Source organism: Pseudomonas sp. USHLN015, from assembly GCF_037153275.1.
In the GTDB taxonomy this organism is placed as follows: Bacteria; Pseudomonadota; Gammaproteobacteria; order Pseudomonadales; family Pseudomonadaceae; genus Metapseudomonas; species Metapseudomonas tohonis.
In genome coordinates, this window is sequence record NZ_JBBCKP010000003.1 from 162739 (window position 1) to 181012 (window position 18274).

Genomic DNA, 18274 nt, shown 5'->3' on the forward strand with positions numbered 1-18274 from the left:
TGGTCAGAAGGGCAGAGGCCGTGCGTCAGGCATGGTGCTGATCGTCTCGGGTGGGCGGGCTCCTCGCCGGCGTGGCCGGCTGACGCGGAAAAAGAGGCCGCCCGCTCGGGTAGGCGGGCGGCCCAAGGGGGCGGGTCAGGCCGCCGTTTTCTCGAGGGTCACGCCCATCGCCTGGAGGGACTCGGCGATGGCGCGCAGCAGCTGGCGGACGATGGGCTCGTCGATCTGGCCGATGCAGCCGATGCGGAAGCTCTCGGCCTGGGTCAGCTTGCCGGGGTAGATGACGAACTGGCGGGCCTTGAGCTCGTCGTAGAAGCGCTTGAACTCGAAGGCCGGGTGCTCGGGGCTGAAGAAGGTGGTGATGATGGGCGACAGCCAGCGGTCCTCCAGCAGCGTCTCGAAGCCCAGCTCGCGCATACCGGCAACCAGCACGTCGCGGTTGCGCGTGTAGCGCGCCAGGCGGCCCTGCACGCCGCCCTCGGCCGCGTGCTGTTCCAGCGCCGCGTGGAAGGCCACCACGCTGTGGGTGGGTGGGGTGAAGCGCCACTGGCCGGTGCGCTCCATGTAGCGCCACTGCTCCAGCAGGTCGAGGCTCAGGGAGTGGGCGCGGCCGGCGGACTCCTCCAGCAGGCCGCGGCGGATGATCACGAAGCCGAAACCGGGGATGCCCTCGATGCATTTGTTGGCCGAGGACACCAGGACATCGAACGGCACCTCGTCCACTGTCAGCGGCACTGCGCCGAAGGAGCTCATGGCGTCGACGATCAGGCGCTTGCCATGGGCCTTCACCACGGCCGCCAGCTCACGCAGGGGGTTGAGGATGCCGGAGCTGGTCTCGCAATGGACCAGGAACACGGTGGTCACCTCGGGATGGGCGCGCAGCAGCGCATCGACCTCGTCCGGCTGCGGCGGCAGGTAGTCGCCCTTGTCCAGCGCGACATGGGCGCGGCCCAGGTAGTCCAGGGTCTTGGCGGCGCGCTGGCCGTAGGCGCCGTTCATCAGGATCAGCGCCTTGCCGTCGCGGGGGATGGCGGTGGCCAGGGCCGCTTCTACCGAGAAGGTTCCGCTGCCCTGCAGGGGCACGCAAGCGTAGCTGTCGTCGGCCACCCCGGCCATGGCCAGCAGCTGCTGGCGGATCTCGGCGGTGACGCGGTTGAAGTCGGCGTCCCACGAGCCCCAGTCGCGCAGCATGGCCTCCTTGGTTGTGCGCGAGGTGGTCAGCGGGCCGGGGGTCAGCAGGTAGGGCTCGCCCTGTACCGGCGCGGCGAGGGGCGTATGCGATGCGGGGAATTCGGCGTGGCTCATGATCGTCTCCAGCAGATGCGGGTGGGCGGGGCTGGCGTCGATCAGACCAATTCATGGTTAATAACTGAAATCGATTTATGGTATTTCACTGACAAGCAGAGCTTATTTATCGGAGGGGCGATGTCGGTTTCCCAGGCGCAGCTCAAGGCCTTCCACGCCGTGGCGGTGCACGGCAACTTCACCCGCGCGGCGGAGCAGCTATGCCTCAGCCAGCCGGCGGTTTCCGACCAGGTGCGCAAGCTGGAGGAACGCTTCGGCGTGCTGCTTTTCAACCGCAACAAGCGCTCGGTGCAGCTCACCGAACTGGGCGAGCGCCTGCTGGCCATCACCCAGCGGCTGTTCGCCGCCGAGCGCGAGGCCGAGGAACTGCTCACCAGCTCCCGCGCCCTGCAGAGCGGCAGCCTGACCCTGGCAGTGGACGCGCCCATGCACCTGCTGCCCTACATCGCGCGCTTCTGCGAGCGCTACCCGGGCATCCGCGTCAGCCTGGTGACCGGCAACACCGACGAATCCCTGCGCCGGCTGTTCGACTACCAGGCCGACTTCGCCGTGCTCGGCCGCCCGGTGGACGACGACCGCCTGATCGCCCATGTGCTCAGCAGCGGCCCGCTGGTGGCCTTCGTCGCCGACGCCCATCCCTGGGCACAGCGCGAATCCATCCACCTCCTTGACCTGCACCAGACGCCGCTGGTGCTGCGCGAACAGGGCTCCATGACCCGGCAGATGCTGGAAGACGAGATGCACCGCCTGCACCTCGAAACCCGCACCGCCATCGAAGTGGAAGGCCGCGAAGCGGTGTTCGAGATGGTCGTCGCCGGCCTCGGCGTCGGCATCGTCTCCGCCGCCGAACTCGGCTCCAGCCGCGGCGTGCACGTGCTGCCGATCCTCGACTTCGAACCACGCATGACCGAGACGCTGGTGTGCTTGAAGGAGCAGGGGGCGAGGCGGGTGATTGGGGCGTTTTTGGAGGTGGTGGGGATCAAGGGGGCTACGTCCTGATTCCTTACTCAGGCTATCGCTCCCCCATTCGTGAGCCGCATCACGCGGCCCGCTTTCCTTGCTCCCCTCTCCCGGTTCATCCTTCGCTTGTGGCGTAGTGATTTTCTGCCGCTTCTCGCCTGGGCAAACCCGAGGAGTGACAGCCATGGAAGACCTGCAAAAGGAGTTGCGGCGGGATGCGCGTGCTGTTCATTCACCAGAATTTCCCTGGCCAGTTCCGTCATCTCGCGGCTCACCTGGCGAAGCGGGACGATGTCGAGGTTCTGGCCATCGGTCGTGAGCAGGCGCCTGGCCTGCCGGGTGTGCGGTTGTTGCGCTACAAGCCGCACCGCAAGGCGAGTGCGCAGACGCACCCTTATGTGCGCACCTTCGAGGATGGCGTGCTGCATGGCCAGCAGGTGCTGCGCCTGCTGCTGGACCTGAAGGGCAAGGGCTACCGGCCGGATGTGGTGGTGGCCCATCCCGGCTGGGGAGAGAGCCTGTATGTGAAGGAGGCTTTCCCGTCGGCGCGGCTGGTCCATTTCTGCGAGTACTACTACCTGGCCCGCGGCGCCGATGCCGGCTTCGACCCGGAGTTTCCGCTCGACACCAACGGCGCCGCGAGCATCCGCAGCCGCAATGCGCTGCATCTGCTCAACCTGGAGAACTGCGACCTCGCCATAACGCCGACGCGCTGGCAGCGCAGCGTTCACCCTGCGGCTTACCGCGAGGGAATGCGGGTGATCCACGAGGGCATCGATATCGCCGGGCTGGGCGCCGATCCCGAGGCGAGCCTGCAACTGCCCGACGGCCGGGTGCTGAAGGCCGGGCAGCCGATCCTCACTTATGTGGCGCGCAACCTCGAGCCCTACCGGGGCTTTCACAGCTTCATGCGGGCCTTGCCGCGCATCCTCGCGGCGCACCCGACCTGCCAGGTGGTGGTGGTCGGGGGCGATGAGGTCAGCTACGGCAGCCGCCCCAAGGGCGCCGCCAACTGGCGCAGCAAGCTGCTGGCGGAGAACCCGGTCGACCTGCAGCGGGTGCACTTCCTCGGCAAGGTGCCCTATGCCACTTACAAGCGGGTGCTGCAGGTTTCCGCCGCGCACATCTACCTGACCTACCCCTTCGTCCTGTCCTGGTCCCTGCTGGAGGCCATGGCCAGCGGCTGCCTGGTCATCGGCTCGGACACGGCGCCTGTGCGCGAGGTGATCGAGGATGGGCGCAGCGGCCTTCTGGTGGATTTCTTCGCTACCGAGCGGATTGCCGAGAAGGCCCTGGCGGCGCTGGCCGAGCCCGAGCGCTTCCACGCCCTGAGGCAGCAGGCGGCGGCCAGCGCACGGGGTTATTCGACCGACGACGGTGTCGCCGGCTACCTGAAGGTGCTGGGTCTTGACGAGGTCATGGCTCCCGCCTGAACAAGGGGGGCGCTTGCAGGGCATCGCCTCGAATTCGCTGTGCGCCCCGGGGAATGAAACCGCCGTCCGGCCCTCTACATATGCCGCAGGGCCGGGCTCCGGGCGGGGCCGCTGTGCTAACCTGCGACAAGTTTTTTTCGGGCTCCCCCAGCCCGTTTCCAGAGGTCATCCATGCATATCCATATCCTCGGCATCTGCGGCACCTTCATGGGTTCGCTCGCGGTGCTGGCCAAGGAACTCGGCCATCGCGTCACCGGCTCCGACGCCAACGTCTACCCGCCCATGAGCACCCAGCTGGAGGCCCAGGGCATCGAGCTGATGCAGGGCTACGACCCCGCGCACCTGGACCCGGCGCCGGACCTGGTGGTGGTGGGCAACGCGCTGTCGCGGGGCAACCCGGCGGTGGAGCATGTGCTGAACAAGGGGTTGCCCTATGTTTCCGGCCCGCAATGGCTGGCGGACCATGTGCTGCAGGGCCGCTGGGTGATGGCGGTGGCCGGCACCCACGGCAAGACCACCACCACCAGCATGCTGGCCTGGGTGTTGGAGCATGCGGGCATGAGCCCGGGCTTCCTTATCGGCGGGGTGCCGCAGAACTTCGGCATCTCCGCGCGCCTGGGTGGCACGCCGTTTTTCGTGGTGGAGGCGGACGAGTACGACAGCGCCTTCTTCGACAAGCGCTCGAAGTTCGTCCACTACCGCCCGCGCACGGCGATCCTCAACAACCTGGAATTCGACCACGCGGATATCTTCCCCGACCTCGCGGCCATCGAGCGGCAGTTCCACCACCTGGTGCGCACCATCCCCGGCGAGGGGCTGATCATCCACCCCACCACCGAGCCGGCCCTGGTGCGGGTGCTGGAGATGGGCTGTTGGACCCCAGTGCAGACCACCGGCGAAGGTGGCCAGTGGCAGGTGCGCCTGCTCAGCGAGGATGGCTCGCGCTTCGAGGTGCAGTTCGACGGCAAGGTGCAGGGCACCGTGGAGTGGAGCCTGACCGGCCAGCACAACGTGGCCAACGCCCTGGCGACCCTCGCCGCCGCGCGCCATGTCGGCGTGGTGCCGGAACTGGGCATCGCCGCGCTGAGCGCCTTCCGCAACGTGAAGCGGCGCATGGAGAAGGTCGCCGAGGTCAACGGCGTGACGATCTACGACGACTTCGCCCACCACCCAACCGCCATCGCCACCACCCTCGACGGCCTGCGCAAGCGCGTGGGCGAGGCGCCGGTGATCGCCATCATCGAGCCGCGCTCCAACTCCATGAAGCTCGGCGCCCACCGCGACGGCCTGCCGGAGAGCGTGGCCCAGGCCGACCAGGTGATCTGGTACGCGCCGCCGAACCTGGGCTGGGACCTGGCCGCCACGGCCGCCGCCTGCCCGGTGCCGGCGGTGGTCTGCGATTCGCTGGAGGCGATCATCGAGCGGGTCAAGGGCCAGGCACGCCCGGGCACCGAGGTGGTGATCATGAGCAACGGCGGTTTCGGCGGCCTGCACGGCAAGCTGGCCAAGGCGCTGGAAGGCTGAGGACGACGACATGAGCGGACCCGAACGCGTCACCCTGGCGATGACCGGCGCCTCCGGCGCCCAGTACGGCCTGCGCCTGCTGGACTGCCTGGTGCAGGAGGATCGCGAGGTGCACTTCCTCATCTCCAAGGCCGCTCAGCTGGTGATGGCCACCGAGACCGAGGTCACCCTGCCGCCCAAGCCGCAGTCGATGCAGGCTTTCCTCAACGAGTACACCGGCGCGGCGCCGGGGCAGATCCGCGTCTACGGCAAGGAGGACTGGATGGCCCCGGCGGCTTCCGGGTCCGGCGCGCCGGGGGCGATGGTGGTGGTGCCCTGTTCCACCGGGACGCTTTCGGCCATCGCCACCGGTGCCTGCAACAACCTGATCGAGCGCGCCGCTGACGTGGCGTTGAAGGAGCGGCGCAAGCTGATCCTGGTGCCCCGCGAGGCGCCTTACTCCAGCATTCACCTGGAGAACATGCTCAAGCTCTCCAACCTCGGCGCGATCATCCTGCCGGCATCCCCTGGCTTCTATCACCAGCCGCAGACCATCGATGACCTGGTGGACTTCGTGGTGGCGCGCATCCTCAACCTGCTGGAAATCCCCCAGGACATGCTGCCGCGCTGGGGCGAGCATCACCTGCAGAGCAGCGATGACTGAGCGCCGGACTCTGCGACTCGGCGTCGTTGCGTTGCTGCTGGCGCTCCAGGGCTGCGCCGCCGTGCGCACCCTGGACGCGGCCAAGCCCGGCGCGCCCATCATCTATTCCGGCACCCGGCTGGATTGGTACTCCCTCAATGGCGGCTGCTGCCCCATGGACCGTTTCGGCGCCGAGGCGCCGGGCTGGGCGGCGTTCGACCTGCCGTTCAGCGCGTTGCTGGAGACCTTGCTGCTGCCCTTCGCGGTGGCGGCGGAGCTGGGCGTCGGGTTGGGCGTGACCGGGGGGAATTGAAGCGCTCTGTTGGGGCGAATTCATTCGCCCAAGGATGCGCAGCATCCGCAACACACAGGTCCGCAGGTCGGCCCGGCGGACCGATTGGCGAATAAATTCGCCCCTACAGGTGAGCCCACAGGGGGCTCGGTCTCAGGCCGGTTCCTGGCAGACGTCCACCCATTGCGCGGCGACCAGTTCGGCCATGTGCTGCGGGGCGATGCGCACGGCGCTGTGGATGGCGCCGGCGGCGGGGACCACTTCGTCGAAGGCCTGCAGCGACAGGTCGCAATAGACCGGCAGCGGGGTCGCCAGGCCGAAGGGGCAGACGCCGCCGACGGGGTGGCTGGTCAGTGCCTGCACGGTCTCGGCGTCGAGCATCTTGGCCTTGGCGCCGAAGGCTTCCTTGAACTTGCGGTTGTCGATGCGCGCATCCCCCCGTGCCACTACCAGCAGGTTCTGCTCGCCGACGCGGAAGGCCAGGGTCTTGGCGATGCGCCCCGGTTCGACACCGTGGGCCTCGGCGGCGAGGGCGACGGTGGCGGTGCTGGTTTCCAGTTCGATGATGGTGAGTTCGGGAGCCTTCTCGGCGAGGAAGGCGCGAACGGATTCGAGGCTCATGAAGTCTCCTTGGTTTCCTGTCGGCTCAGGCGGCCAGCTGGTGCACGGCGGCGAGGCTGTCGTCGAGGCCATAGCGGCCCTTGTCGTCGCGGGTCACGCGGCCCATGGCGACGTCCGGGTCGTGGGTGAAGAGCAGCCGGCCATTGCGTTCCAGCAGGCTGGCGAGCAGGGCTTCCTTCTCTTCGATCAGGCCTTCGGGGAAGCGGTCGTAGCCCATGGTGATGGGCAGGTGCACCCAGGGCGCGCCGGGAATCAGGTCGCCGCTGAACACCACCGGGCCTTCGGGCATGGCGATCTCCGGCAGGAGTTGGCCGGGCGTATGGCCGTCGCTCCAGTGCAGGCGCCAGTCCGGGCCGAGGACCTCGGCGCCCGGCTGCTCGTCGATCAGCACCAGGCGGCCGCTGGCCTCCAGCAGTTCGAGCATTTCCGGGATGTAGGAGGCGCGGTCGCGCGGGTGCGGGTTGCAGGCGCGCTGCCACTGGCGGCGGCCGGTGACGAAGCGCGCGTTGGGGAACAGCAGGCGTGCGGGCTGGCCTTGTTCCCAGGCGGCGAGCAGGCCGCCGGCGTGGTCGAAGTGCAGGTGGGTGAGCAGCACGATGTCGATGTCGGCATCGGACAGGCCGGCCTCGGCGAGGCTGTCGAGCAGCACGTGGCGGTCTTCCTGCACGCCAAAGCGGCGCTTGAGCTCGGGCGAGAAGAAGGCACCGATGCCGGTCTCGACGAGGATGTTGCGCTCGTCTTCCTGCACCAGCAGCGCGCGGCAGCCGAGGTCGATGCGGTTTTGCGCGTCCGGCTGCATCCAGCGTTCCCAGAGGGCGCGCGGGGCGTTGCCGAACATGGCGCCGCCGTCGAGTTTCTGGCTGTTGCCGGTGAGCGAGGTGAGGGTACGCATGGGGCGGTTCCGGGCTGGCTTTCAAGCGGCCAAGGCTAACCCGGTTGCGGGGGCTCTGGTCAATCCGCCCAGCCGCGATAGACGAAGGTCATCGGGCGCGGGCCCTGCAGGTAGCCGGTGTGCAGTTCGCGGATGGCGAAGCCGCCGGCTTCGATCAGGCGCGGGATGTCGCGGTTGAGGTGGCAGCCGCCGGCCAGCGGCTTCCACAGGGGCGTGAGGCGGTGCTGCCAGCGCACCACCGGTGCGTCCGGGGCCAGGCCGTGTTCGGCGAACAGCAGGCGACCGCCGGGCTTGAGCACGCGGCGCATCTCTTTCAATGCCGCAGCGGCGTCGGGGATGGTGCAGAGGGTGAAGGTGCAGACGATGCTGTCGAAGCTGGCGTCGCCGGCCTGGATCTCGCCCAGCTCCAGCGCGATGGTTTCCACCGGAATGGCGATGGCGGCGGCGCGCTGGCGGGCCAGGGCCTGCATCTGCGCGGCGGGGTCGACACCGATCACCACCTGCACCCTGGCCGGGTCGTAGAAGCCGAGGTTGAGACCGGTGCCGATGCCGATCTCCAGCACCCGGCCTTCGGCCTGGGGCACGATCTTCGAGCGGGTCTTCATCACCTCGCCCATGCCGCAGGCGTAGTCGATCAGGCGGGGCAGGACGTGGCGATCGTAGAAACCCATGGCGGCGGCCCGTGGTGGTGGCGAGGCGTCCAAGGTAGCAGGGGCATCCCCGCGTGGCGCGGGGATTTCGGCCAATGGCGGGAGGATTCCCGCCCGGGGTCAGCGGCCCAGGCGGCGCAGTTCGTCCGACTCCACGACGCGCGTGCCCTGGTCGGTCTCCAGGGCCAGGCGCCACAGTGCGCGGGCCAGGGTGCAGGCGCCGATGCCGCGGTACTTGCCCGGCAGCCAGCGCATGAAGGGCGCGGCCAGGCGTTCGCCGAGGCGGAATTCGCTGCGCGGGCCGAGCAGCAGGGACGGGCGCACCAGGGTCAGCTGCGGCCAGTCCTGGGCCTTGAGCGCTTCCTCCATCTCGCCCTTGGTGCGGTTGTAGAACACCGAGGAGTTGGCGTCCGCGCCCAGTGCGCTGATCACCAGGTAGTGGCGGGCACCGAGCTCGCGGGCGCGGGCGCCAACGGCGAGCACCAGGTCGAGGTCGACGGCGCGGAAGGCTTCCTGGGAGCCGGCCTGGCGGATGGTGCTGCCGAGGCAGCAGAAGGCGGTGTCCACCGGCCCCTGGAGTTGCGGCAGGAGCGCGGCGAGCTCGCCCACCGGGTTGTCCAGGCGTGGGTGGTCGGCCAGGGGGCGACGGGTCGGTGCGAGCACACGCTCCACCGTGGGTTCGTTGAGCAGTCGGTCGAGCAGGTGTTCACCGGTCAGGCCCGTGGCGCCGGCGAGCAGGATGTGCTGGGGCGTCAGATGCATGCTGTTTCTCCGCTGTTACAGCTTGAGCTTAGTGGCTGGCGGCGGTTTTGCCGGCGGCCGTTGCAGATTGTGCGGCGAGCGCTTGCCGGGCCTGCCCGGCGCGCAGCTTGCTCCAGTGGGCGAGCACCGGTTCGGGGGCCCAGATCTGTGGTTCGGACGGTTCGAAACCGTCGGCCTTCTCCCATTCGGCAACCTCGCTGCGGGCGAGTTCGAAAGCATGTTCCAGGTCGTCGGTCTGGTTCAGCGCGTCGGCCAGCAGGGCGCGACCGAAGTAGGTGAACTCGTTGTCGTCGGAGCAACCGAAGGACACCCGGTCGGCACGCGCGGCGGTCATCACCAGGGTCTTGTCGTCCTTGAGCGCGGGGATGAAGCCGCCGGAATAGCAGGCGGAGATCACCACCACCTTGTGGCGATCCTTCAGCGGGGCCAGCACCGAGGCCAGCTCGCTGGCGGGCAGGTCGGCGAGCTGCAGGCCGGGTTGCTCGAGGGCTAGTTGGTGGTCGGCGGAGCCGTGGCTGGTGAGGTAGATGAACACCAGGTCCTCCGGGCCGCTGCGCTGGGCGATGCCCTGGATCGCCCGGGACAGGCTCTCGCGGGTGGCCATGGGACGGTCGGCCATGTGGTCGCGGTGGTTGATCAGGGTGATGTGGCCATGGGCGCCGAAGCGCTGGTCGAGCAGGTTGGCGACGTAGTCGGCCTCGCGCAGGAACACGCCCTGGCGGCCGTCGCCCCCCAGGCTCAGGGAGTACAGCTCCACCGCCGGGGTGGAGGCGGGCAGCGCATCGATGGCGGCGTCGAGCAGGCGGCCCTGTTCCAGCAGGCCGACTTCCAGCGGGTTGGGCAGTGCCTTGCCGGCTTCGTCACGCACGCGCCGGCCACCACGCCAGGTGCCCTTTTCCTGGCCCCCGTCGGCCAGGGCGAGGGTGCCTTCGCCACTGTAGCGGCCGCCTGCGAAGCCGCCCTGGTAGCGGCTGCCATCGGCGAGGGTCAGGGTGCCTTCGCCCTGGTAGCGCCAGTTGCGGAAGGCGCCGACGTAGCGCTCGCCATCCGCGCCCTTGTACTCACCCTTGCCGGTGAGGGCGCCGCTCTTGAACTCACCGCTCCACACCGAGCCTTCGGCGTTCTGGTAGCGGCCCTTGCCATCGAACAGGCCGTTCTTGAACCCGCCGCTGTAGAAGCCGCCGTCGGCGCCCTGGTAGTCGCCTTCGCCCTCGAGCTGGCCCTGTTTGAAGGGGCCGGAATAGCGCGAGCCGTCGGCGTCGGTGCGTACGCCCCGACCGGTCTGCTCGCCGCGCTTGAACTGGCCCTGGTAGCTGCTGCCATCGGGCAGTTCGAGCTTGCCCTGGCCGTGGTAGCGATCGTCGCGGAAGGTGCCGCTGTAGACCATGCCTTCCCGGCTGAGCGTGCCTTCGCCGCTGAACTGGTTGGCCTTGAATGCGCCGTCGTAGGAGGTGCCGTCGCTGTAGGTGAGGCGGCCATTGCCTTCGAACAGGCCGTTGCGGAACTCGCCCTGGTAGTCGACGCCATTGGGCGCGTGCCAGGTGCCATGGCCGTTGGGCTGGCCGTCCTTGAATTCACCTTCGAACCAGGTGCCGTTGCTGTAGTCCAGGCGCCCCGGGCCTTGCAGCAGGCCGTCGACCACGGCGCCTCGGTAGCGCGAGCCATCGGGCAGGCGGGCGTCCGGCGGGGTGAGGGGTTCTCCGTCTCCGCAGGCCGAGAGGAGCAGGGCGAGCGCGAGGGGCAGCAGCGGTTTCATCGACAGTCCCTTGAGGGTGGATACGGCTGTTGCAAGTGTGGCGTAAAAAAGCCCGCTATCGCGGGCTTTTCTTTTCATCCGTAACGGGGCTCAGGTCCACTGGGTGATCTTGTTGCCCTGTTTGTCGGTGAAGGCGCCGACGATGATCATGATGAAGTCGATCAGGGTCCAGATGCCCAGGCCGCCGAGGGTGAGGATCTGCAGGATGGCGGTGCCGATCTTGCCGGCGTAGAAGCGGTGCGCGCCGAAGGTGCCCAGGAAGAAGCACAGCAGGAAGGCCGGGAGGATGCGTTTTTCGGTCATGAAACTGTCCTTGTTGGGAGAAGAGGGTGCCGATTGGCGGGCGGCATTCTAGCGAACGCGGTGCTGCCGAGGCGAGTGGCGGGAGAGAGGCCGGCGGCGGGCCGCCGGCGTTGTTTCAGACGAAGCAGAGGCTCAGGGATTCGGCGATGTAGGCAGGCTTGGCCTGGCCTTCGATCTCCAGGGTGGCACGGGCCTTGATCAGCCACTGGCCGGGGTTCTTTTCGGTGACGTCCATGATGGTGAGCGCCAGGCGGACGCGGGAGTCCACCTTCACCGGCTGGATGAAGCGCACGCTGTCCAGGCCGTAGTTGATGCCCATCTTCATGCCTTCGGGCAGTACCAGCAGGCCTTCGGTGAGGACCGGGATCAGCGACAGGGTGAGGAAACCGTGGGCGATGGTGGTGCCGAAGGGCGTGTGCTTGGCCTTCTCCGGGTCGACATGGATGAACTGGTGGTCGCCGGTGCATTCGGCGAACTGGTTGATGCGTTGCTGGTCGATGGTCAGCCACTCGGAGTGGCCCAGGTCCTTGCCTATGTAGTTCTTCAGTTCGGATACAGGTACGAACGGCATGCTTCATCCTCCGTGGACGTGGTTTGTTGTTCTTCTTGCCGGGTCTTTGGCCGACCCTGGATTCATCGCCGTCTAGATCAGCATGGGCACGGGGCAGGGGTCAAGCAGGCATGGCCCCTGCGAATGGCGGGTTATAGCGAGGGTGGCGAGCGGGCCTATAATGGCGCGATCCTGGCAACGACCGCTCTGCAGCGGGCCTTGCACGCGTCTCGCCCAGGGCTTACCTGACCTATCCGGAGATTTTCATGCTTTTGCGCGGCCTGACCTGGCTGGTGCTGTTCCAGTTGCTCGGCACCGGGATCAACGCCCTTTTCCTGCACATGCTGCCCGGGCCCATCATCGGCCTGGTGCTGCTGCTCCTGTTCCTCGTCGCCCGTGGCGAGGTGGGTGAGCCGCTGTCGGTGGCTTCCAGCAGCCTGCTGCGCTACCTGCCGTTGCTGCTGGTGCCGCCGGCGGTGGGGGTGATGGTGTATGCCCAGGCGATCTGGGCCGACTTCTGGGCGGTGGTCGGCGCGCTGGCGCTGTCGGTGTTCTTCTCGATGCTGTTCGTGGGCTGGCTGATGCAGCACCTGATCGACCGCAAGGCTCGCCAGGAGGATCGCCCATGAGCATCGACTGGCACGGGGCCTGGCAGGCCATCGCCCACCATCCGCTGTTCGGCGTCGGCCTGACGCTGGCGGCCTACCAGCTGTCCATCTCCCTGTACGAGAAGACCCGCCTGATGTTCCTGCAGCCGGTGCTGGTGTCCATGGCCCTGGTGATCGCGGTGCTGGTGCCCCTGGGCATCGGCTACGAGGAGTACCGCCAGAGCACCACGCTGCTGACATTGCTGCTCGGGCCGGCCACCGTGGCGCTGGCGGTGCCGCTGTTCCTCAACCTCAAGCGCATCCGCCAGTTGTTCTGGCCGACGCTGATCACCCTGTCCATCGGCGGCCTGGTTGCTACGGTTATGGGTGTGGGCCTGGCCTGGGCCTTCGGTGCCGAGCACATGATGCTGATGACCATGGCGCCGAAGTCGGTGACCTCGCCCATCGCCATGCTGGTGGCCGAGCAGATCGGCGGGGTGGCGGCGCTGGCGGCGGTGTTCGTGCTGATCACCGGCGTCATCGGCGCGACCCTGGGGCCGGAGCTGCTGCGTCGTATCGGCGTGCGCCATCCGGCGGCGCAGGGCATGGCGCTGGGCATCACCGCTCACGCCGTGGGGACTGCGCGGGCGTTGCAGGAGGGCGAGGAATGTGGCGCCTTCGCAGCGCTGGCGATGAGCCTGATGGGTGTGGCCACCGCGGTGCTGTTGCCGCTGGCCGTTGCGATGGTCGTGTGAGGTCGTGTCGATGAATCTGCCGCTGTTTCCGCTCAATACCGTGCTCTTCCCCGGCTGCGCGCTCGACCTGCAGCTGTTCGAGGCGCGCTACCTGGACATGATCGGCCGCTGCATGAAGCAGGGCACCGGTTTCGGCGTGGTCTGCATCCTCGAGGGCGAGGAGGTGGGCGAGGCGGCGAGCCGTTTCGCGGGCACGGGTTGCGAGGCGGTCATCCGTGATTTCCAGCAACTGCCCAACAGCCTGCTGGGTATCCGCGTGGAAGGCGGGCGCCGCTTCCGGGTGACCCGCGCCGAAGTCCGGCCGGACCAGCTCACGGTCGCCGACGTCCAATGGCTGGACGAGGCCGAGGAGCGCCCGCTGCTGCCCGAGCACGCCGACCTGGCCGCGTTGCTCAACGCCCTGGCCGAGCACCCGCTGGTGCAGGGGCTGGGCATGGGTGGGCTGTCCAATGGGCAGCAGGAGCTGGCCAACCAGTTGTCCTACCTGCTGCCGTTTTCCCTCAAGGAGAAGCTGGAGCTGCTCACGCTGGGCGACCCCGAGCAGCGCCTGAGCCACCTGCAGGGGCTGCTGGACAAGCTGCAGGGCGACATGATCGCCTGAGCCGTGCGCCTCTCCTTTCCCGGGCTGAAGCCCGGGCTACCGGCTCCCGGTCACTTGTAGCGGTACATGGCCAGGGCTTCGGGCAGCGCCCAGGTGGCGATGCCGCCGAGCAGGGCGATGCAGGCCGGCAGCACCAGCCACCAGACCCGCGCGCTCATCGCCGGCATCGGCTGGTCACGCTGCAGGATGGCCAGCCAGGCGGCGCAGATGCAGCCGGCCAGCAGGGCGCCGGCGAGGATGTCGGTGGGCCAGTGCACCCCCAGGTAGACCCGCGACAGGGCGATCGCCAGCGCCGGCAGGCACGCCAGCAGCAGCCAGGTCAGGCGCATGCGCGCGGGCTGCGAGCGCCCGGCCAGTACACCGAGCACGAGGAAGAAGGCGAAGGCCGCCGAGCTGTGGCCGCTGGGGAAGCTGAAGGTGCCCAGCGGCTCGGCCAGCACCTCGGGGCGGGCACGGGCGAAGAGTTGCTTGAGGCCGCCGTTGGCCAGTGCGGTGCACAGCAGGGTGGCGCCGGCGAACACCGCGTGGCGCCATTGCCGGGCCACCAGCAGCACGCCTGTGAGCAGGGCGCCGACGATCAGCTGGGTGCGGAAGTCGCCGAGGCGGGTGACCAGCACCATGAAGCTGTCGAGGGTGTCGTTGCGCTGCTCCTGCACCAGCGCCATCAGGCCCTGGTCGAAGTCGTGCAGGTACGACCAGCCGAAGAACAGCCCCGCCAGCAGTACCAGGCTGAGGCCGGCGGCCAGGGGCGTCGCCCAGCGCTTCTCGCGCAGGCTGCCCTGGAGGATCAGCAGCAGCATCCCCAGCACCGCGACCACCACCACGGCGGCTTCCTTCCAGAAGCCTTCCGGCAACGGCAGGCGGAAGGCGGCGCCGGTGGCCCAGCCGGGCAGCAGGTAGGCCACCGACCAGCCCGCCGCAGCGACCAGGCTCACGGCGATGAAGCGCGGCAGCGGCATGTCGAGCATGCCGGCGACCATGGGCAGCATCGGTCGCAGCGGGCCGATGTAGCGGCCCACCAGCAGGCTGGCGACGCCGTAGCGGTTGAAGTAGCTCTCCGCCCCCGCCAGCCATTCCGGGTGGTGGCGCAGGCCCGGCAGGCGGCGGATGTTCTGGTGGAAGCGGCGGCCCAGCCCATAGGAAATGGCATCGCCCAGCAGGCCGCCGAAGTAGCCCAGCAGCAGCGTTTCCCAGAGGCCCAGCGCGCCGCTGCCGGCCATGGCGGCCACGGCGAACAGCAGCACGGTGCCGGGCACGATGATCCCGGCGATGGCCAGGCATTCGACGCAGGCGATGATGAAGATGGCCAGGCCCAGCCACTGGGGGTGGGCGCCGAGCCAGGTGGTGACGGCGTCGAGCCATTCGCTCATGGGGTCGTTCCTTCGATCAGGTGATAGTGCTGCCCTTGGACCTGCCCGCGCCGCAAAGGGTTGCGCGTGCAGTGGCGGGCGTAGCCGGCGTCGACGAAGCGGTAGGGGAGGTGCTCGTCGCGGCCATGGGGTATGCCGAGGCGGGTGGTCTGGATGATCTGCCCGGGGCGCTCGCCAACGTCCTCGACGAACAGCCGCGCCAGGTCGAAGCGTTGCGCGTCCCACTCCTTCACGCGCAGGGCGAGCGCCTTGCACAGCAGGGTCTGGCCGGCGCAGAGGCGCTCCGGCGGGCGGGGGATGCCGTTGGCGTCGGGGTTGTTGCGCTGCATGGCGAGCAGCGCCTCGGGGCCGCAGATCGCGTCCTGCCAGGGGTGGGCGGACTTGATCAGCACGGCGTTGCCGGGGCCCTGGGCGCTGAAGTTCAGCGAGTCGCCACCGCGTGCGTAGTACATATAGATGTGGCCGCCATCGAGGAACAGCGCCCGGCGTTTCTCGGTGTAGCCAAGGGAGGCGTGGCTGCCTTTCTCGGCGCAGTAATAGGCTTCCGTCTCGATGATGCGGGCCGACAGCCAGTGCTCGCCGACCCGATGGCGGATCACCTTGCCGAGCAGGTCGCGGGCCAGCAGTTGAGCGTCACGATCGAAGAAACCATCGTCCAGCGGGCGGGCGCCCGGCCAGGGCAAACTTAGGGTGGGAACGGTCGGCATGGGCTGTCTTGGGCGTCCTCGGCGGCTTAGGCTGGCGATTATACGTAAGCCTCGCCGGCCGGCAGCTGAACGGCTGGATGGGAAATACCAAGAAAAACAATAAAGAGTCCTGCCATGTCCAGAGCCGCCCGGGCCGACAGCGCCCACATCACGCCCAGCGCCCACTACACCGGCTACGTCTGGTACCGCCACCACCTGGCCGACCCGGCGTTCGCCACTTCTTTCGGGCGCTGGGTGCATGGCCTGCTCAGCCCCATCACCTGGGGCGCGCGCGTGGGCTTCGGCCTGGACATCGAGAGTTTCCTGCTGCAGCGCCATTTGCTGATCGACGCCCGCCTCGACGCGGCCATCGGCAACGGCACGCCGCAGGTGGTGGAGATCGCCTGCGGCCTGTCCCCCCGGGGGCGGCGCTTCTGCGAGCGCTACCCGGAGCTGCGCTACCTGGAGGCCGACCTGCCATCCATGGCCGCGCGCAAGCGCCTGCTGCTGCACAGCGAGGGCTGGCTCAACAGCCGCCACCAGGTGCGCGCGGTGGACATCCTCGCCAGTGAGGGCGGGCAGGGGCTGGAGGCGCTGTTCGCCGGGCTGGACCGGCAGCGACCGGTGGTGGTGATCACCGAGGGGCTGGTGAACTACTTCGAACTACCGGTGATCGAGGACTTCTGGCGGCGCCTGGCCGACCAGTTGCGCGCCTTTCCCGCCGCCACCTACCTCACCGACCTCTATCCCGACCTGCGCGAGCATCCGCGCTACCGCCAGCTGCGCTGGGGCGTGGACCTGGTGGGGCGCTTCACCCGCGGCAACTACCCGCTGCACTACCGCGACAGCGCCGCCATCACCGATGGCTTCAACCGCTGCGGCTTCCCCCGGGTGCAGGTGCTGGACCCGCAGGTGGACGGCGCCGAGCTGGGCCTGCGCATGGGGCGGTGGCCCACGCTGGTCCGCGTGGTCGAAGCCTCCATCTGAAACTACCTGCGTTGCCATCGCGGCGTTAAAAACAGGCTCAAGGTGCTCATTTACAGCACGTAAACTCCGCCCTTTCGCCTGTTTTTGCCTTGCGCTGGCTGCCTCGCCTACGTTTCGGGGCGTGAGTGGCAAGTGACAAGCGGCAAGCCACAAGTGACAAACCAGAAGCCAGAAGCCAGAAGCTTCAAGCAGACTCCTGGCTTCCAGCTTCCAGCTTCCAGCTTCCAGCTTCCAGCTTCCAGCTTCCAGCTTTCAGGCCGCTGCCGCCGCCATCTGCCAGGGGCCGACCTGAGCGGCGAGGGCGGCGCTGGCGTCGGCATCGACATGGGTGAAGACCAGCGACAGCGCATCGCCCTGGCGACGCAGGGGCAGCAGCTCCAGGTCCGGCAGCTCGCCGGCGCGCAGGCGCCAGCCCCGCGCGGGGAGGTCCGCCGGCAGGTCGCCATGCAGCAGGCCGCCGAAGAAGCCCAGCTCGCTGATCTCCACGGCCAGTTCGCCCAGTTGCGGGTGGAACAGGCGGCCGTTGCGATCCCGCGGGGCGAGCCGGGGTTCCTGGCGTTTTTCCAGGCTGCCGAGCATGCCGCGCGCGAGGCGGGTGGAGCCGGGGGCCAGTTGCGGCAGCGGGCGGCCCTCGAAGAAGGGGACGTAGAGGCGCGAGCAGGCGTCGCGGCGTTCGAACTGGGCCAGGTGGTCGCCGTGCTCGATCAGTGCGCAGTCGGCGTCGGCGCAGGCGGCGGCGAACTGTGCGTGCTCCCAGGGCTGGGTGAAGTGATCGTATTCGCCGGCCAGCACCAGGGTCGGGCAGTCCGGGTGCCGGGTGAAGCCGCCGAAGTCCAGCAGCCGCCGGCTGTTCTGCCGGTAGCGCTCCTGCTCCACCGGCGACAGGCGCTGCAACTGGCGCAGCATGGCCTTGCGAAAGCCCGGGGAGATGCCGGTGGCGTCCAGGCGCAGGGGGTTGATCAGGCCGATCAGCACGCCCTGGGCGAAGGCCGCGAGGTTGCCTTCGGCGAGCATCAGCAGGCCTTCCTCCAGCAGCGCGCGGGCACCGTCCCGGCCGAAGGCGGTGATGCCGGCCAGCAGCAGGCGCTCGCAACGCTGCGGGTGGCGGCTGGCGAACAGCGCGGCCAGGGCCGAGCCGTAGGACAGGCCGATGGGCATCAGGGGCGGGAGGGCCAGTTCCTCGGCGAAGTCGGCGATCAGGTCGGCGAGCTGCTCCAGCCCCAGTTCCGGGGCCAGCTGCAGGTTGCCGCCCTGGCCGGGCAGGTCGAGGAGGATGACCGGGTGTTCGTCCAGCAGCTCTTCCACCTCGGCGGCGAAGGAGCGGAAGCTCTGGAACGCTCCGCCGAGCATGAGCACGGGCGGGCGGGTGTCGTCGGGGTGGCGGGACCAGGCCTGGTAGTGCAGGCACCAGGGGCCTATGTGGAGCATCTCGGGGGGCGAGGCGAGCAGGTCTGCGCTGTATCCGGTGCGATAGTGCATGGCGATCCTCCGGCGCTCGGGCGCCTTCTTGTTGTTCTCGCCGCGAGTCGGGGCGCGGTGGCACGAGCTCAAGGTAAACATCGGTGACGATTTTGTTTACCCAACCTTCGGGCGGCACAAGGCCAGTATTTTCCGCCGG

The 18274-nt window shown here is 68.6% G+C and carries 20 protein-coding genes; 9 read left to right on the top strand and 11 right to left on the bottom strand.

All coding sequences use genetic code 11. From position 1 onward, the window contains the following. Positions 1-135: 135 nt before the first annotated feature. Complete coding sequence (locus WFQ67_RS06930) at positions 136-1305, bottom strand: 2-aminoethylphosphonate--pyruvate transaminase (RefSeq protein WP_337056465.1); 1170 nt, start codon at positions 1303-1305, stop codon at positions 136-138. A gap of 120 nt (positions 1306-1425) precedes the next feature. Here WFQ67_RS06930 and WFQ67_RS06935 point away from each other — a divergent pair, with 120 nt between their 5' ends. The 5 genes from WFQ67_RS06935 (at position 1426) to WFQ67_RS06955 (ending at position 6157) form a co-directional block, all read left to right on the top strand. Continuing rightward, on the top strand, positions 1426-2304 hold the full coding sequence (locus WFQ67_RS06935) for a LysR substrate-binding domain-containing protein (protein ID WP_337056466.1): 879 nt from the start codon (positions 1426-1428) through the stop codon (positions 2302-2304). Between the two features lie 176 nt (positions 2305-2480). Next, positions 2481-3698: a glycosyltransferase family 4 protein gene (locus WFQ67_RS06940; RefSeq protein ID WP_337056467.1), complete on the top strand. Its 1218-nt coding sequence runs from the start codon at positions 2481-2483 to the stop codon at positions 3696-3698. A 171-nt stretch (positions 3699-3869) separates the two neighbouring features. After that, a complete protein-coding gene (gene mpl, locus WFQ67_RS06945) occupies positions 3870-5222 on the top strand; it encodes a UDP-N-acetylmuramate:L-alanyl-gamma-D-glutamyl-meso-diaminopimelate ligase (RefSeq protein ID WP_337056468.1) in 1353 nt (450 codons plus the stop codon). A 10-nt stretch (positions 5223-5232) separates the two neighbouring features. Then, complete coding sequence (ubiX, locus tag WFQ67_RS06950) at positions 5233-5865, top strand: flavin prenyltransferase UbiX (protein ID WP_173178464.1); 633 nt, start codon at positions 5233-5235, stop codon at positions 5863-5865. Then, the gene (locus WFQ67_RS06955) at positions 5858-6157 is read left to right on the top strand and encodes a YceK/YidQ family lipoprotein (RefSeq protein ID WP_337056469.1); all 300 of its coding nucleotides are present in this window, start codon (positions 5858-5860) and stop codon (positions 6155-6157) included. Before ubiX ends, WFQ67_RS06955 begins: the two co-directional genes overlap by 8 nt. Before the next feature lie 132 nt (positions 6158-6289). Here WFQ67_RS06955 and WFQ67_RS06960 read toward each other — a convergent pair whose 3' ends face one another. The 7 genes from WFQ67_RS06960 to WFQ67_RS06990 all read right to left on the bottom strand — a co-directional run bounded on the left by WFQ67_RS06960 (position 6290) and on the right by WFQ67_RS06990 (position 11691). Next, the gene (locus WFQ67_RS06960; RefSeq protein ID WP_173178466.1) at positions 6290-6757 is read right to left on the bottom strand and encodes a YbaK/EbsC family protein; all 468 of its coding nucleotides are present in this window, start codon (positions 6755-6757) and stop codon (positions 6290-6292) included. 25 nt (positions 6758-6782) lie between these two features. Next, positions 6783-7649: an MBL fold metallo-hydrolase gene (locus WFQ67_RS06965; RefSeq protein WP_337056470.1), complete on the bottom strand. Its 867-nt coding sequence runs from the start codon at positions 7647-7649 to the stop codon at positions 6783-6785. A gap of 59 nt (positions 7650-7708) precedes the next feature. Further along, complete coding sequence (locus WFQ67_RS06970; RefSeq protein ID WP_173178468.1) at positions 7709-8320, bottom strand: class I SAM-dependent methyltransferase; 612 nt, start codon at positions 8318-8320, stop codon at positions 7709-7711. A 99-nt stretch (positions 8321-8419) separates the two neighbouring features. Continuing rightward, a complete protein-coding gene (locus WFQ67_RS06975) occupies positions 8420-9061 on the bottom strand; it encodes an oxidoreductase (protein WP_213628350.1) in 642 nt (213 codons plus the stop codon). A 28-nt stretch (positions 9062-9089) separates the two neighbouring features. Next, positions 9090-10817 (bottom strand): C13 family peptidase, encoded by a 1728-nt coding sequence (locus tag WFQ67_RS06980; protein ID WP_337056471.1) that lies wholly within the window; start codon positions 10815-10817, stop codon positions 9090-9092. Positions 10818-10907: 90 nt separating this feature from the next. Next, a complete protein-coding gene (locus WFQ67_RS06985; RefSeq protein ID WP_021221502.1) occupies positions 10908-11120 on the bottom strand; it encodes a TM2 domain-containing protein in 213 nt (70 codons plus the stop codon). Positions 11121-11235: 115 nt separating this feature from the next. Next, positions 11236-11691: a MaoC family dehydratase gene (locus tag WFQ67_RS06990; RefSeq protein ID WP_111261524.1), complete on the bottom strand. Its 456-nt coding sequence runs from the start codon at positions 11689-11691 to the stop codon at positions 11236-11238. A 245-nt stretch (positions 11692-11936) separates the two neighbouring features. On the opposite strand from WFQ67_RS06990, the gene WFQ67_RS06995 reads away from it, so the two are divergent. From WFQ67_RS06995 to WFQ67_RS07005, 3 genes are read left to right on the top strand one after another with little or no spacing between them, the layout of a single operon-like run. After that, positions 11937-12299: a CidA/LrgA family protein gene (locus tag WFQ67_RS06995; protein ID WP_337056472.1), complete on the top strand. Its 363-nt coding sequence runs from the start codon at positions 11937-11939 to the stop codon at positions 12297-12299. Between the two features lie 2 nt (positions 12300-12301). Continuing rightward, the gene (locus WFQ67_RS07000; protein ID WP_337056623.1) at positions 12302-13012 is read left to right on the top strand and encodes an LrgB family protein; all 711 of its coding nucleotides are present in this window, start codon (positions 12302-12304) and stop codon (positions 13010-13012) included. A 10-nt stretch (positions 13013-13022) separates the two neighbouring features. After that, on the top strand, positions 13023-13613 hold the full coding sequence (locus WFQ67_RS07005) for an LON peptidase substrate-binding domain-containing protein (protein ID WP_173178471.1): 591 nt from the start codon (positions 13023-13025) through the stop codon (positions 13611-13613). A gap of 50 nt (positions 13614-13663) precedes the next feature. Here WFQ67_RS07005 and WFQ67_RS07010 read toward each other — a convergent pair whose 3' ends face one another. Both WFQ67_RS07010 and WFQ67_RS07015 read right to left on the bottom strand, forming a co-directional pair. Next, the gene (locus tag WFQ67_RS07010; RefSeq protein WP_173178472.1) at positions 13664-14983 is read right to left on the bottom strand and encodes a bifunctional DedA family/phosphatase PAP2 family protein; all 1320 of its coding nucleotides are present in this window, start codon (positions 14981-14983) and stop codon (positions 13664-13666) included. Then, complete coding sequence (locus tag WFQ67_RS07015) at positions 14980-15690, bottom strand: DNA-3-methyladenine glycosylase (protein ID WP_337056473.1); 711 nt, start codon at positions 15688-15690, stop codon at positions 14980-14982. The genes WFQ67_RS07010 and WFQ67_RS07015 overlap by 4 nt, the downstream gene beginning before the upstream one ends. A gap of 114 nt (positions 15691-15804) precedes the next feature. On the opposite strand from WFQ67_RS07015, the gene WFQ67_RS07020 reads away from it, so the two are divergent. Then, the gene (locus WFQ67_RS07020; protein ID WP_337056474.1) at positions 15805-16656 is read left to right on the top strand and encodes a class I SAM-dependent methyltransferase; all 852 of its coding nucleotides are present in this window, start codon (positions 15805-15807) and stop codon (positions 16654-16656) included. A 252-nt stretch (positions 16657-16908) separates the two neighbouring features. On the opposite strand, the gene WFQ67_RS07025 is transcribed toward WFQ67_RS07020, so the two are convergent. After that, on the bottom strand, positions 16909-18135 hold the full coding sequence (locus WFQ67_RS07025) for an alpha/beta fold hydrolase (RefSeq protein ID WP_337056475.1): 1227 nt from the start codon (positions 18133-18135) through the stop codon (positions 16909-16911). Positions 18136-18274 lie beyond the last annotated feature (139 nt).